Genomic DNA, 14,296 nt, shown 5'->3' on the forward strand with positions numbered 1-14,296 from the left:
CAGGTCGAAGCGGTCGAAGGGGTTCTTGTCGTGGCGCCGCGCCCGTTGTTCCTGCACCAGCGAGCCGTCAACCGGCTGACTTATCGCCGAGAAGCCGCTCACCGTCCGAGTGCCCGACGTGGTCGTGGTCGGGAACACCGTGGTCCACGCGAACCCGGCGCGTTGTGACGCCTCTGACGTCCGGCTGGCGATCGAGGTGATCTCGCCGGGCAGCAGGCGCACCGACCGGGTCACGAAGTTCTCCGAGTACGCCGAGGCGGGGATCGACCATTACTGGATCGTCGATCTGGACCCGCCGGTGAGCTTGGTCTGCTACCGGCTGATCGATGAGGATTACGAGGACTTCGGCGAGCAGGCGGGATACGCGGAACTCGAGTTCGAAGGCGCGCCGCTCAAGTTCGACCTGAACGCATTGACTCCCGACGCACAGAGGCCTTAGAGCCGGTCTCCCAGCAGCTTCATGATGGCCGCGTAGCTGTCATCGGTGCCTTCCGCGTACAGGAACAACTGTGCGGTCCGCAGCTGCCCGTGGCTCTGCTTGGCGACCGACAGGACGGTGCCGCCGTCCGAGCCCGTGGACTTGCAGTGCATCGCCGCGTCGCCGACGCCGGGCACCGTCACCGGTGCCGTGCAGCCGGTCTTCGACGCCGTGATGAAACTCGCCGGTGACGTCGAGTTCGTGCCGACGAACAGCTCTCCCAGGACACCGGCGCCGTACTGGCATTCGTACGCGGTGCCGACCTTGGTCTTGACCTGACCGAGGTCCTTCGAGCCGCCGCTCATCGACTGGCCGGTGAGCTTCAGGATTTCGTCCGAGCTGAGGAACGGGCACGCCGCGCTCAGCGTCACCGGTGAGGCCGCCGGGGTGAAGGTCGGTGCCGTCGGCTTCGGTTTGCTCATCGAAGTGGATGACGGCGGCGCCGGCGTGGTTGCCGGCGCCGCCGCCGTGGAACCGCCTGAACACGCTGTGACGCAGGTCAGCAGGCATGCGGCGGCGAAGATTCCCCCCAAGGTGCGCACGGAGCACAATCTAGCGCCCGGTCACCCAGTGCAGGATATCGGTTACGCAACGTTTCAGCCGTGGCCGACGTCCGTGCGTCCCGTCGGCAGTTTGTCGCCCGCCGCGTTGTACGCGCGCAGGCGGCCCGGGTCGGTCGCGGTGTCGAACCAGAACACGACGACGTTCGGGTCCGCGCTCCAGCGGGCCTGGTGCGCCACCACCGACGCGCCCCCGATCTGAGCCGTGATCTTCGCCGCCGGGCCCGCGTAGTAGCCGAAGCTCGGGACGTCGTGGCCGTCCAGGTTGGCGCCGCCGGTCACCCCGTGGAAGCCCGGGGCCTTGTCGCTGCCCGAGGTCTCGTTCACGATGATCACGTCCTTGAGGCCACCGGCGGCGTCGCGGATGCCGCCCATGATGCCGAACGTCGTCTGCGGGAGCCGCGGTTCCGTCACCTTGACGCCGTAGAAGACCAGCTCGCCGGAGCTGTCGCGGATGCCGGTGCCGATCACCTCGCCCAGCACCTCGTGCTCCGAAGCGGCGCGGCGGGTCGGCGGCGGCGAGACCGGAGCCGCGGCGAGCTGCGCCGGGGCGGCCACGGGCGCGACCGGCGACGTCTCGGCGTTCGCGCTGGTCAGGACGCCGGACACCACCAAAGCACCGCACGCGACGACGACGGTACCGGCGATGACGAGGCGTTTCTTCATGGGTTCGCTCCCTCGTAGGCATGATCGGCCACCGGGGATTACGGGCGTACGCTCGAAAAGGTTGAGACGCGCCCGCGCAACCTTTCCGGGGCCCGGCCGTCGCTGGGGGCGAAAGGGGTGACGCATGGCGCGCGGTGACGACGAGTTCGCGGACTTCGTGCGCGCGTCCTCGGCCCGGCTCACGCACGCCGCGTTCCTGCTCACCGGCGATCGGCACCAGGCCGAAGACGCCGCGCAGACCGCTTTCACCCGCACCTACGCGGCCTGGTCGCGGGTCCGCCACAAGGACGCCTACGGCTACGCCCGGACCGTCCTGATGAACCACGTCATCGACGGCTGGCGCCGCCCGATCCGCGAATACGCGACCGAGACGATGCCCGAAGGGCCGGACCGCGTCGACGTCGACCAGGCCGTCACCCAGCGGGAATGGCTCACGTCGGTGCTCAAGACGCTGACCGACCGCGAACGCGCCGTCGTCGTGCTGCGGCACTTCTTCGACCTGCCCGAAGCCGACGTAGCGCGCGAACTCGGCGTCTCGCTGGGTACCGTGAAGAGCACGAATTCGCGGGCGCTGGCCAAGCTGCGGATCGAAGCGGGTACCGAAGACACGCTGATCGGAGGGAGCGGACGATGAACGATCTCGACGACTTCCGCGCCGCGCTCCGGCAGCCGCCCAGCGAGCCCTTCGCCGAGCCGGACCTGACCCGGATCATGGCCGACGGCACCCGCATCCGGCGCCGCCGCCGGGTCCTGACGACCACCGGCGGGCTCGCCGCCGCGGTCGTCGTCGTCCTGGTGGTCGTGTTCGCCGTCCAGTGGCGCCAGCCGGCTTCCGTACCGGTCGCGCAACCGCCGGCACCCCCGTCCGCAGCTTCGTCGGTCCCGCCGCCGACGACCGCCACCGAGCCCCCGCCCGAGCCGCTGGGCGACGTCGTCGGCACCGGGATCAGCACCGCCGCCGGGGAGATCGTGATCTTCGCCAAGGCGGTCGACGAGCCGCAGATCCTGCCCGGCATCCACTTCGGACTGGTCGCCGGCTTCCGCAAGGGCGGGAACCTGGAACCGGTGCTGGCCACCAACGAGTTCCGCGGCTCCGACCGCTCCTTCGGCTTCCACGCCACCGACGGCGGCGAAGTCCTGCGCGACCAGGTCATCCCGGTGTTCGGCTACTTCGCCGGCGCGGCCACGAAGATCACCACGACGGTGCACGGCAAGACCGTGGAAGCGAAGCTGGCGAACTGGACCGCAGACCCGAGCGTGGTCATCTTCTGGTTCGCCACCACGGACGTCCCGGACTCGGCGTCCCTGACCCCGCTGATCGCCTACGACAAGAACGGGAACCGGCTCACCAAGTAGTGAGCCGGTTCCGCGGTCAGGCGGCGGCCTGCGTGAGCACCTGCTCGACGACGTGGTGCGAAGGCAGGATCAGGTCGCGCTCGGTGTCGGCGTCGATCTTGCCCTCCAGCAGGTCGCAGAAGCGGTCCAGCTGCGTGGCCAGCGGCTCCCGCGCGGTGACCAGCTCCGGGATCTCGATGACCGTCTGCTGCCGGTAGCCGAGGCCGTCCGGGGTGACGGAGTCGTGCGAGACGTGCCGGTAGATGGTGACGTCGCGGCGCAGCAGGTCGATCTCGATCAGCCGGTCCAGTTCGGACACCATGAGCGAGCGGACCTTCTTCTGCCCCAAGCGGGACGCGGACACCGTCGCGAGGCCGGTCGGGAACGACAGCACCGTCTCGATGGTGTCCTCGGCGCCCTCGACCGACGACGGGTGGAAGTACCCCGCGCCGGACGTCACGCGCGCCGGGGTCGCGCCGCCGAAGAACTGGATCGCCAGGTCGACGTCGTGCACCAGCAGGTCCCACGCGACGCCGGTCTTGATGCGCGGCGCGTACGGGCCGTGGCGGCGGGCCATCAGGTGGATCGGCTCCTGCACCAGCGCCCGCGCGGTCATGACCGCCGGGTTGTAGCGCTCGAGCAGCCCGCACATCAGCGCGACGCCCTGCTTCTTCGACAGGGCGACGATCTCCTGCGACTTCTCGTAGCTGTTGCAGACGGGCTTTTCGACCAGCATCGGCTTGCCCTGGCCGAGGATCTCCTGCGCCAGGTCGTAGTGCGCCTCGGTGGCCGAGGCCAGCACCACGGCGTCCACATCGGACAGTGAGCCGATCTCGGGCGTCCACTGGGTTTCGTACCGCTCGGCGACGGTCTTGCCGGCTTCTTCGCGCGGATCGATCACGCGGACCAGGTCGACGCGTTCGTTGGCGGCGAGCACGCGGGCGTGCAGGGAACCCATGTTCCCGGTCCCGACAAGAGCGATCCGATGCGTCATGCGCCCAGTACCTCGCGAACGGTTTCGATGATGGTGTCCAGGTCGGACTCGGTCAGGTGCGGGTGCACCGGCAGCGAAAGGGCCTGCTCCGAAACGGCCTTCGCGACCGGGAAGTCCTCGACGCGCGCGCCCGGGATCAGGTCGTGGCCCCGGTAGCAGTCGTAGTCGAAGACGATCTTGGGGTAGTAGATGCCGTTGCCGATGCCGCGCTCGGTGAGCGCCGCGGCCAGCTCGTCGCGCGAGAGGAACGCGTGCGGCCCGACCAGCACGGTGTACTGGTGCCACACGTGCTCGCGGCCCGGCAGCACCTGCGGGATGTCGAGGCCCGGCGTGCCCGCGAGGCCTTCCGAGAGCCGCTTCGCGTTCGCCTGGCGGGCGGCGGTCAGCTGGTCGAGCTTCGCCAGCTGCGGGATGCCGACCGCGGCGTGCAGGTCGGTCATCCGGTAGTTGTGGCCGGCGACCTCGTACTGGTACCGGGCGCGCATGCCCTGGTTGCGCAGCACGCGCAGCTTGTCGGCCAGCGCGTCGTCGTCCGTCGTGATGACGCCGCCCTCGGCGGTGGTGATGTTCTTCGTCGCGTACAGCGAGAAGCAGCCGATGCCGAACGAGCCGGCCTGCTTGCCCTCGAACGACGCCCCGACGGCCTGCGCCGAGTCCTCGATCACCTTCAGCCCGTGCTCGGCGGCGAGCGGCGTGAGCTTGCCCATGTCCGCGGTCTGGCCGTAGAGGTGCACCGGCATGAGCACCTTGGTGCGGTCCGTGACGACCTTGGCCACGGCGTCGGGGTCGATCGCGAAGTCGTCGCGCCGGATGTCGGCGAAGCGGACGGTCGCGCCGGCTTCGAGGATCGCGTTCAGCGTCGCGACGAAGGTGAACGGCGACGTGACGACCTCGTCGCCCGGCTTCAGGTCGAGCACCTGGAGCGACGCGACGAGCGCGGTGGTCCCGTTGTTGACCGCGATCGCGTGCTTCGTCCCGGAGACCGCCGCGAAGGCGTCTTCGAAGCGCTTGACCATCGGTCCCTGTGCGATGGCGCCGGAACGCAGGACCTCGACGACGAGGTCCTCCGCGTCGCGGACGTCGACCACGGTGATGGGGATCATGGGCAGTCTCTCTCGGCAGGCGATTTGAGCGCGTCCGGTACAGTGAGCCGCCGGTTCTGCGCCCGGCCGCCCTGCATGAACGCGGGCCACACGTTACCGGGCGCGGTAGCACGCCCAGTACCCAGCCGCCGACGAACGGACACCCGACCCGTGGCCAACCGCATCCACCCGACCGCCGTCATCGGCGAAGGCGTCGAACTCGGCGAGGACAACGTGATCGGGCCGTTCACGGTCGTCGCCGGGCCGGCGCGGATCGGGGACGGCAACTGGATCGGCCCGCACGTGACGATCGGCACGCCCGGTGAGGACCGTCACCGCGCCCACCCGGCCGCCTGGGACGAGGCGCCGGCCGGTGACCCGGATCACGACGGCCACGGCGTCGTCATCGGCAGCCGCAACCGGATCCGCGAGTACGTGAGCGTCCACCAGGGCACCTGGCGCGCCACGACGATGGGCAGCGACGGCTACTACCTGCGCGGCTCCCACATCGCGCACGACTGCCTGGTCGGCGACGCCGTGACGATCGCGTCCAACGTCGTGACCGGTGGCCACTGCCACATCTGGGACGGCGCGAACCTCGGCATGGGCGCGGTGCTGCACCAGAAGGTCGTGGTCGGCCCCGGCGCGATGGTCGGGATGGCCTCGGCGGTGCGCCGCGAGGTGGGCGCGTTCACCATCGCCGTCGGCAACCCGGCGCGGGTCACCGGCGTCAACGTGGTGGGCCTGTCGCGCCGCGGCGTCGACGAGGAGACCATCGAAGCGCTCGGGCCCTGGCTGAAGGGCAAGGCGGGGCTCCCGGACAACACCCTGCCCGGCGACCTCTCTACCTTGGTCAAGGCGTGGGACGCCCGCCCGCGCGAGGAACACTAGGAGTCATGGCTATGTCGGATGTCGCCCCCAAGCTGCGCGAGGTCTTCGTCGAGGCGCTGGACCTCGAGGACGGCGTGGACGTCGAGAACCTGAAGTACCGCGACCTCGAGGCGTGGGACTCGGTCGGCCACATGGCGCTGGTCGCGGCCATCGAGGACGAGTTCGACGTCGAGTTCGACACCGACCAGGTCATCGACATGTCGAGCTTCAAGGTCGCCGTGGACATGGTCACCGAGCTCCAGTCGAAGAATGACTGATCTGTCCGGTCGCGTCGCGCTCGTCACGGGCGGGACGCGGGGGATCGGCCTGGCCACCGTCCGCGCTTTGGTGGATGCGGGCGCGACGGTGGTCCTCACCGGCCGCGACGAGGCTCGCGCCAAGGAGGCTGCTTCGGCGGCCGGCGCCGCGGCGGGGCTCGCGCTCGACGTCACCGACGCGAAGGCGGTGTCTTCGCTGGTCAGGGGCGTCGCGAAGGAGCACGGACGGCTCGACATCGTCGTGGCGAACGCCGGGATCATGGAGGACGCGCTCCTCGGGATGATCCGCGAGGAACTCGTCGACACGACGTTGAGCACGAACGTCGCCGGCACGCTGCACACCGTGCAGGCCGCCGCGCGGGCGATGATGCGCAAGAAGACCGGCTCGATCGTGGTGCTCGCCTCGATCGTCGGCGAGTACGGCAGCGCCGGCCAGACGGTGTACGCGGCGTCGAAGGCAGCGGTGGCGAACATCGCGCGCTCGGCGGCGAAGGAGCTCGGCCGGTCCGGGATCCGGGTCAACGCGGTCGCGCCCGGCGTGATCGAGACCGACCTGACCGCGGGCCTGAGCGAGGACGCGAAGGCCGAGAACGCCGGCAAGACGCCGCTCGGGCGGCTCGGCCGGGCGGAGGACGTGGCGAACGCGATCCGGTTCCTGGTGAGTGATGAAGCGTCCTTCATCACCGGCCAGGTGCTGGGCGTCGACGGAGGCTTGGTGTTGTGACGCTGTTGGGTGCGGGAGCCCGGCTGGTCGATGTGGCCGGGGGCCGCACGCTGGCGGGGGCGGAACTGTCGGCCGAGGTCGGCCGCAGGATGGAAGAGCTGGCTTCGCTGCCCGTCGGCGTCGTGTTCGCGCGGATGTCGGTGGACCTGCCCAGCGTGCTGACCTACCTCGGCGCGTTCGAGACGCGGCGGGCGATCGCGCTGATCGACCCGGCACTGGACGTCGACGTGCTCGCCGGGCTCGTCGAACGCTTCCGTCCGGCGGCGGTGCTGTCCGCTTCGGGCGACGCACCCGCCGGGTACGTCACGCGCGGTTCCGACTGGATCCGCTCGAGCGCCGAGGGCGTCACACCGCACCCCGACCTGGCCGTGTTGCTGCCGACCAGCGGGTCCACCGGCAACCCGAAGCTCGTCCGGCTCTCGCGCCAGGCGATCCTCTCCAACGCCGACGCCATCGCGCAGGTGCTGCACATCGACTCCGGCGAGGTCGCGCCCACCTGCCTGCCGCTGCACTACAGCTACGGCCTGTCGGTGCTGAACTCGCACCTGGTGCGCGACGCGACCGTCGTGATCGAGCCGTCCGGCGTGCTCGGCCGTGGCTTCTGGGACGCGGTGAACACCTACGGCGTGACATCCCTCTCGGGCGTCCCGTACCACTACGAAATGCTGCGACGGCTCAAGTTCGACCCCGCGAAGTACCCGACGCTGCGCACGCTGACGCAGGCCGGCGGGAAGCTGCGCGACGAGCTGATCACCGAGTTCAACGACAAGATGATCGCCGTCGGCGGCCGGATGTACGTCATGTACGGCCAGACCGAGGCCGCGCCGCGGATGACGACGGTGCCCGCCGAACGGCTGGCCGAAAAGCTCGGTTCCGCCGGGCCGGCGCTGCCGGGCGGCACGTTCGCCGTCCGCCGTGACGACGGGTCGGAGACCACGCACCCGAAAATTGTCGGTGAGGTCGTCTACCGTGGGCCCAATGTGATGCTGGGTTACGCGGACGACGAGTCCGGCCTGGCCAAGGGCGACGAATACGGCGGTGTGCTCGCCACCGGTGACCTCGGGTACCTCGACCAGGACGGGTTCCTGTTCATCACCGGGCGGCTCAAGCGCATCGGCAAGGTGTTCGGCAACCGCGTCAGCCTCGACGATCTCGAGCAGGCCGTGCGCACCGCGGCGGTCGGGATCGACGTCGTGGCGGCCGTGCCCGCCGGCGACAAGGTCGTGCTGTTCGCCGAGGGCGTGGACAAGGACATCTGCAAGGACGCGTCGAAGGCGCTGTCCGAGCGGCTGCACCTGCACACGAGCGGGTTCGACGTGCGCCCGATCGAAACCGTGCCGCTGCTGGCCAGCGGCAAGATCGACTACCGGTCGTTGGAGGCGAAGGTATGAGCGTGTTCACTCGGTCGCAGGCCGACCGGGAAGCCTTGCTGCTGCCCGAGCTCGCTTCTCTGACGTCCCACCATCGGGCGAATTCCGAGGGTTACGAGCGGATCCTGTCGTCGCTGGGAATCGCACCATCCGCGTCCTTCGCCACGATCGCCGACCTGCCCTGGCTGCCCGTGCGGATGTTCAAGACGCACGACCTGAAGTCCGTCCCGGACAGCGAGGTGTTCAAGACCCTCACGTCGTCCGGCACCACCGGCGCCGGCGCGTCGCGGATCTACCTGGACAAGGAGGCGGCGGGCGCGCAGACCAAGCAACTCGGCGCGACCCTGCAGGAGGTCCTCGGCGGTGAGCGGCTGCCGATGCTGATGGTCGACACCATCGGCATCATCAAGAACCGCCGCTCGTTCTCCGCACGCGGTGCGGGGGTGCTGGGCATGGCGAACTTCGGCCGCAAGCACACGTACGTGCTCGACGAGAACGACCGGCCGGACGTCGAGGCCGTCAAGAAGTTCCTGGCCGAGTACGGCGACCGGCCGTTCCTGATCTTCGGCTTCACGTTCATGGTCTGGCAGTACCTCTACGAGGTCGCGCGCGACCACGGGCTCGACCTGTCGAACGGCATCCTCATCCACAGCGGTGGCTGGAAGAAGCTGATCGACCGCGCCGTGGACAACACCGAGTTCCGGCGGCGGTTCAAGGAGGACACCGGGCTCACCCGGATCCACAACTACTACGGGATGATCGAGCAGATCGGCACCGTGTTCCTCGAAGGCCCGTCCGGGAATTCGCTGTACTGCCCGGACTTCGCCGACGTCGTGATCCGCAACCCGGAAACCTGGGAAGAGCAGCCGGTGGGGGAGCCGGGCGTGATCGAGGTCGTCTCGACGCTGCCGCGGTCCTACCCCGGGCACGTGCTGCTGACCGAAGACCTCGGTGTCTGCAACGGGATCGACGACGGCGACTGGCCGGGCAAGCACTTCTCCGTCCTCGGGCGGCTGCCGAAGGCCGAGGCCCGCGGCTGCTCCGACACGTTCTCGGGAGCGGCGGCGTGAGCACCCTTACCCAGCGCTTTCCCGTTGCTCCTTCCGTTGCCGTGACCGACCTGGTCGACGAGCTGCGCGCGTCGCCGCCGGGCGGCCGGCTGCGCGTCGGTGACCCGCGGGTCGTCGAGTTCATCACGAAGTTCGCGCGCAAGCTGCTGGCCCCGGCCACCGCGCGCCGGTTCCCGGAGCTGGCGTCCCTCGGGTTCTTCCTGCGCAAGGGCGAGATCGCCAAGGCGCTGTCCACTTTGGACACCGCAGGCGGCGCGCTGCGGTTCCCGCGCGGGCTCGTGTTCCACGTGCCGCCGGCGAACGTCGACACGATCTTCGTCTACTCCTGGGCGCTGTCCGCGCTGGCGGGCAACCACAACGTCGTGCGGGTGTCGTCGCGCTCGGCCGGTGCCGCGGAGGCGGTGCTGGAGGCGCTGAACGCCGCACTGTCCGAAGTGGACCCCGACACGGCGGCGGCGATCACCGCCACCCAGCGGATGGTCACCTACGACCGCAGCGACGAGGTGAGCGGCGCCCTGTCGCTGGCCGCCGACCTGCGCGTCATCTGGGGTGGCGACGGCTCGGTCGCCGCCCTGCGCCAGTACCCGCTCGCGCCGCACGCGCGTGACCTGACGTTCCCGGACCGCTCGTCGTTCGCCGTCGCCTCGGTGGCGGGCTGGCAGCGGGCGTCCTCGGACCAGCGTCGCGCGGCCGCCGAGGGCTTCTACAACGACTCGTACTGGTTCGACCAGGCCGCCTGCTCGTCCCCGCGCGCGGTGTTCTGGGTCGGCGACGCCGACGGCGCGCGTGTCGCGGGCCAGGAGTTCCGCACCCTGCTCGCCGAGGTGCTGGTGGCGAAACAGCACGTCACGGAGCCCGCGATGGCGGTCCAGAAGCGCGTCTCGGCGTACGGCGCGGCGGTCGACGGGCTGGTCAAGGAGATCGCGTTCGAGGGCAACGGCCTGGCCACCTTGGAGTTGACCGACTCGGCGGTGATGCCGCGTGAGTGGCTCGGCGCCGGCACCTTCGCGAACGCCCAGGTCGACTCTCTGTCCGATTTGGTCCCGATCGTCCTGCGCAAGGACCAGACGGTCGGCCAGTTCGGCTTTACCACGGAAGAGCTCACGGCGTTCGCGTACGAGCTGGCCGGTCGCGGAGTCGACCGGATCGTGCCGTTCGGCTCCGCTCTGACCTTCTCCGCGGTCTGGGACGGTTACGATCTGCTGGCCGAGTTCAGCCGCCTGGTCACCGTGCAGGCCTGAGGAGATACGTCGATGACGACACTGGAGTCGCCGGAGTGGGAGACGCCGGCTGCCAAGAAGCAGCCGAAGTCCACCAAGGCGAAGATCCTCGACGTCGTCAGGTGGGTCGCGATCCTGCTGGTCATCGGCTTCGCGGCGAAGCAGCTCGCGTCGAACTGGGGTGAGTTCTGGCGGACCCTGCACGACGTGGCGTGGCAGTCGTCGCTGCTGAGCCTGGTCGCGCTGGTCGCGGCGATCATGGTGTCCACCTGGGGCTGGCAGGTGATGGTCGACGACCTGGGCAAGCCGATCGGCTACGCCCGCGGCGCGCAGATCTGCCTGGTCGGCTCGCTCGGCAAGTACGTGCCCGGCTCGGTCTGGGCGTACCTGCTGCAGATGGAGCTGGGCCGCAAGGCGGGCCTGGCCCGCGCCCGGATCTTCACGGGCTCCCTGATCCAGCTCGGCGTCGGCGTGGTGTCGGCGCTGGTCGTGTCGCTGCTGGCGGCCCCGGCGGTGTTCAGCAACAGCCCGCGCGCGCTGTGGCTGTTCGTGCTGATCCCGGTCGGCCTGGCGATGCTGCACCCGAAGATCCTGACGTGGGGCACGTCGCTGGTCCTGAAGATCCTGCGCCGCCCGCCGCTGGCGCACCCGCTGACCTGGAAGGTCATCGGCAAGGTCTTCGGCGCTTCGACCGCCGCCTGGTGCCTACAGGGCATCCACCTGTGGCTCCTGGCGAACTCGGTCGGCACCCCCGGCTTCAGCGGCTTCGTGCTGTGCGTCGGCGCGATGGCGGTGGCGATGACCGTGGGCACGTTCGCGTTCATCCTCCCCAGCGGCGTCGGCGTCCGCGAGGTGGCCCAGGTAGCGGTCCTGACGGCGAGTGGCCTGACGGTCGGCCAGGCCACGGCGTTCGCGGTGGCCTCCCGGGTGATGTTCACGGTCGCCGACCTCCTGACAGCGGGCGGCGCGGCCCTGGCGGCCCGCTCGGTGCGCGGCAAGACCGCGGCACCGGCCTGACCTGCCGATTCACTCTTGGCCTGTGGACAACTAGGCCGCCTGGTCCACCCACAGCGCCGCAACCGTCCCCTTTCGTCACCGTGACGCAAGCACACTTTCGGTGCTGTCACGGCAATCCACCCCGATTTCGCCCGATCGGGCAACTGCCCACAGCCTTGTACCCAAGTTGTCCACAGGCTCTGCGCACATGTGGACAACTCGGCCCGAAATCGCCTTTGCGGCAGGTCCAGCCAGGCCCGCAACGAGCAGGCTTCCACGGTCGGTCAGCGGTGAACTGCCGGCCGTGCTCGGCCAGGCCGGGTGGGTCAGACCGGGGCGCGCGTTCCCGTCGGGCCTCGCTCAGAAAGAACCGCGGTCGTCGTAGAGCCCGGCTCGCGTCACGGCCGCGCTAGTCGGACCGCTGAGACGACCTCCCCGTCCGCCACTCGAGGTCAGCGATGGCGCCCGCGCGATCCACCGGCGCGGGGAAGGCGGGGGAGTATTCGCCGGGCCTCGGCCACGGCGGCACCACAGGCCGCGCTTCTCGGAGCCTCCCGGCGGACGATTCCCGGCGAAGTCGACTTCGCAGCGCTACAGATGATCGCGGAACGTGGCCGACGTCGAGGCGGGTTCGCGTCCGCTCTGACCCGAAGCGCAACCTGCTGCGCGGGGGTGCCCACGCCACCGCAGGCGGATCCGAAGCCGACTCGCGAACGCCAACCGCCGTCGGTGAACCCAGCCGATCCGGACCCTCAGGGCTGGAGTCGATAAATCACCGAGTCCGAGTTGTGCCACGCCTCCCGCAGGAACGGCTCCCCGGCCAGCCCGATCAGCCCCGGCTGGTACGGCTTGTCCGGCTCCGTCGACGGCTTGCCCAAGATCACCCAGTGCACGTTCAGCCGCTGCACCGCCGCCCGCACCGAGGGGTCCGTCGCGTAGTCGCGGAAGTGGTTCGCCAGGAGGATTGCGTCCGAGGGTGGGAAGGTCTCGTCGAAGTGGGCGGCCACCGTGCGGACGCCCGACAGGGCGTACGTCCACGCCGTTCCGTCGAAGCGGTCGTTCATCGCCCACTCGCCCGGCTTCGCCAGCCTGCCCAGTTCCTCCATCGCCGCCGCCTCGCCCGGTGTCACCCGCAGCTTCGACGGGTCCGCGGCCTGGTAGCCGGTGGACACGCGGGCGCCGTTGGAGCGGTAGTACAGGCCGTTGGACAGCAGCACGAACCCCAGCAGCACCACCACCGCGACCGCCACCGCCGGCAGCCGGGGGATACGAGAGCACAGCCAGGCCTGCGTCGAAGCCAGGCCGTGGGCGGCCAGGACACAAAGCGGGATCGCCGCCATTGCGAAGAAGCGGTACGGGTCGTCCCACCACGGCCTCGACAGCGCCATCACGATCGGTGCGTTCGACGACGCCACCGCCATGTACGCCAGGCCCGTTACCGCCGCCGTCAGGCCGATCCAGCGCAGCGCGCCCGCCCGCGTGAAGAACACGATCCCCAGGAACAGGGCCGCCGACAGCCAGATCTGCGGGTGCGCCTCCTGGTGCTGGAACCCGAGCAGCGCGCCCAGCGCCGTCGTCGCGCGCCACTCGCTCGGCCAGCCGTAGTACGGCACCGCGCTGTTCGCCAGGCCGAGCGCCCCGAACAGCTGCAGCCACGCCACCAGCAGCGACACCGCCGCGATCGGCAGCAGCGCCAGCAGGTCACGGCCGATCCGGCGCCAGCCGCCGAGCCAGCGCTGCACCAGCAGCGGGCCGGCGAACAGGACGCCGCCGAACAGCGTCGACGAGTGGACGCACAGCAGCCCGACCGCGGCCAGCACCAGCACCAGCCCGGTGTCGGGCGCGACGCGCTCCAGGTACCGCCGCAGCGCCACCGCACCCAGCGGCGTCAGCGTCAGCCCCAGCGCGAATGGCAGCAGCGGCCCGCGCTCCATCGACTCGTAGACGCCCATCACCGGCGCCACCGCCGTCAGCGCGACCGCGCCGGCCAGCACCGCGCGGCCGCGGAACTCGCGCACCAGCGTCACCAGCGACAGCGCGAGCAGGCCTGGCAGCAACACCGTGTTCGCGTCCAGCGTCTCCGGGATCGACGTCCCGCTCAGCCGGTACGTCACGGCTGCCAGCAGGTGGTACGCGTTGGGGTAGAACACCGGCGGCGCGTCGCCGTACCAGTTCACGTGGCCGGTGCCGAACAGGCTGCCGTCGCCGGTGTCGGCGATGTAGCGGACGGCGTTCCCGTGGTAGACGGCGTCGAACCCCTGCGGCAGCGCGCCGATGTGCCCCAGGCCGAGCAGGGTCGCGTAGACGCCGACCGCGGACGCGAACAGCAGGCACGCCACCACCGCGAGGTGCCCGCGCCGCGCCCACAGGCCCGGTTCGGGCTCCGGTGCCCACCTGCGGACCGTCAGCTTCCGGACACCGAAGGCGATCGCCGCGAACACGACGGTCGACAGCGCGTAGGTCAGCGGCGTGAACGACCAGCCGACCGCGGCGGTCCACGGTCCGGTCAGGCCACCGATGGCGTAGCTCAGCAACGGCGTCAGCCCGGCCAGGGCCCAGCCGCGCAGCCCCGCCGCGAAACCGGTTACGAGGCCCGGCACGGCGATGACGACAATGGCGACGGCGACGGAGAGCACGCTGGAGACTAAGCCGA

General features: G+C 70.2%; 15 protein-coding genes. 10 read left to right on the forward strand and 5 right to left on the reverse strand.

Annotation, left to right across the window (positions count from 1 at the left end):
- The first annotated feature begins 109 nt into the window (after window positions 1–109).
- On the forward strand, window positions 110–439 hold the full coding sequence (locus VA596_RS49360; RefSeq protein ID WP_323337747.1) for a Uma2 family endonuclease: 330 nt from the start codon (window positions 110–112) through the stop codon (window positions 437–439).
- Here the strand turns inward: VA596_RS49360 and VA596_RS49365 are convergent.
- Entirely contained in the window at window positions 436–900 is a 465-nt protein-coding gene (locus tag VA596_RS49365; protein ID WP_323337748.1) for a hypothetical protein, read from the reverse strand. The genes VA596_RS49360 and VA596_RS49365 overlap by 4 nt on opposite strands.
- A gap of 174 nt (window positions 901–1,074) precedes the next feature.
- Window positions 1,075–1,704 carry a hypothetical protein gene (locus tag VA596_RS49370; protein WP_323337749.1) on the reverse strand — a complete coding sequence of 210 codons (630 nt, stop codon included), beginning with the start codon at window positions 1,702–1,704 and terminating at the stop codon, window positions 1,075–1,077.
- Window positions 1,705–1,828: 124 nt separating this feature from the next.
- Here VA596_RS49370 and VA596_RS49375 point away from each other — a divergent pair, with 124 nt between their 5' ends.
- The gene (locus VA596_RS49375) at window positions 1,829–2,338 is read left to right on the forward strand and encodes a SigE family RNA polymerase sigma factor (protein ID WP_323337750.1); all 510 of its coding nucleotides are present in this window, start codon (window positions 1,829–1,831) and stop codon (window positions 2,336–2,338) included.
- Window positions 2,335–3,060 (forward strand): hypothetical protein, encoded by a 726-nt coding sequence (locus VA596_RS49380; protein WP_323337751.1) that lies wholly within the window; start codon window positions 2,335–2,337, stop codon window positions 3,058–3,060. The genes VA596_RS49375 and VA596_RS49380 overlap by 4 nt, the downstream gene beginning before the upstream one ends.
- A gap of 16 nt (window positions 3,061–3,076) precedes the next feature.
- Here VA596_RS49380 and VA596_RS49385 read toward each other — a convergent pair whose 3' ends face one another.
- Both VA596_RS49385 and VA596_RS49390 read right to left on the reverse strand, forming a co-directional pair.
- Window positions 3,077–4,033 (reverse strand): Gfo/Idh/MocA family protein, encoded by a 957-nt coding sequence (locus tag VA596_RS49385; protein WP_323337752.1) that lies wholly within the window; start codon window positions 4,031–4,033, stop codon window positions 3,077–3,079.
- On the reverse strand, window positions 4,030–5,136 hold the full coding sequence (locus VA596_RS49390) for a DegT/DnrJ/EryC1/StrS family aminotransferase (protein WP_323337753.1): 1,107 nt from the start codon (window positions 5,134–5,136) through the stop codon (window positions 4,030–4,032). The genes VA596_RS49385 and VA596_RS49390 overlap by 4 nt, the downstream gene beginning before the upstream one ends.
- Before the next feature lie 150 nt (window positions 5,137–5,286).
- Between VA596_RS49390 and VA596_RS49395 the strand changes: the two genes are divergently transcribed.
- The 7 genes from VA596_RS49395 to VA596_RS49425 are packed head-to-tail and all read left to right on the forward strand — an operon-like array spanning window position 5,287 to window position 11,664.
- The gene (locus VA596_RS49395; RefSeq protein ID WP_323337754.1) at window positions 5,287–6,006 is read left to right on the forward strand and encodes an acyl-ACP--UDP-N-acetylglucosamine O-acyltransferase family protein; all 720 of its coding nucleotides are present in this window, start codon (window positions 5,287–5,289) and stop codon (window positions 6,004–6,006) included.
- An 11-nt stretch (window positions 6,007–6,017) separates the two neighbouring features.
- Entirely contained in the window at window positions 6,018–6,263 is a 246-nt protein-coding gene (locus VA596_RS49400; RefSeq protein WP_323337777.1) for an acyl carrier protein, read from the forward strand.
- A complete protein-coding gene (locus VA596_RS49405) occupies window positions 6,256–6,987 on the forward strand; it encodes an SDR family NAD(P)-dependent oxidoreductase (RefSeq protein WP_323337755.1) in 732 nt (243 codons plus the stop codon). The genes VA596_RS49400 and VA596_RS49405 overlap by 8 nt, the downstream gene beginning before the upstream one ends.
- Entirely contained in the window at window positions 6,984–8,378 is a 1,395-nt protein-coding gene (locus tag VA596_RS49410) for an AMP-binding protein (protein WP_323337756.1), read from the forward strand. The genes VA596_RS49405 and VA596_RS49410 overlap by 4 nt, the downstream gene beginning before the upstream one ends.
- On the forward strand, window positions 8,375–9,427 hold the full coding sequence (locus VA596_RS49415; RefSeq protein WP_323337757.1) for a LuxE/PaaK family acyltransferase: 1,053 nt from the start codon (window positions 8,375–8,377) through the stop codon (window positions 9,425–9,427). Before VA596_RS49410 ends, VA596_RS49415 begins: the two co-directional genes overlap by 4 nt.
- Entirely contained in the window at window positions 9,424–10,668 is a 1,245-nt protein-coding gene (locus VA596_RS49420; protein ID WP_323337758.1) for an acyl-CoA reductase, read from the forward strand. Before VA596_RS49415 ends, VA596_RS49420 begins: the two co-directional genes overlap by 4 nt.
- Window positions 10,669–10,680: 12 nt before the next feature.
- On the forward strand, window positions 10,681–11,664 hold the full coding sequence (locus VA596_RS49425; RefSeq protein ID WP_323337759.1) for a lysylphosphatidylglycerol synthase transmembrane domain-containing protein: 984 nt from the start codon (window positions 10,681–10,683) through the stop codon (window positions 11,662–11,664).
- Between the two features lie 731 nt (window positions 11,665–12,395).
- Here the strand turns inward: VA596_RS49425 and VA596_RS49430 are convergent.
- Window positions 12,396–14,279: a DUF6541 family protein gene (locus VA596_RS49430; RefSeq protein WP_323337760.1), complete on the reverse strand. Its 1,884-nt coding sequence runs from the start codon at window positions 14,277–14,279 to the stop codon at window positions 12,396–12,398.
- Window positions 14,280–14,296: the final 17 nt, after the last annotated feature.

Origin of the sequence: Amycolatopsis heterodermiae (assembly GCF_034929455.1) — a bacterium.
GTDB lineage: Bacteria > Actinomycetota > Actinomycetes > Mycobacteriales > Pseudonocardiaceae > Amycolatopsis > Amycolatopsis heterodermiae.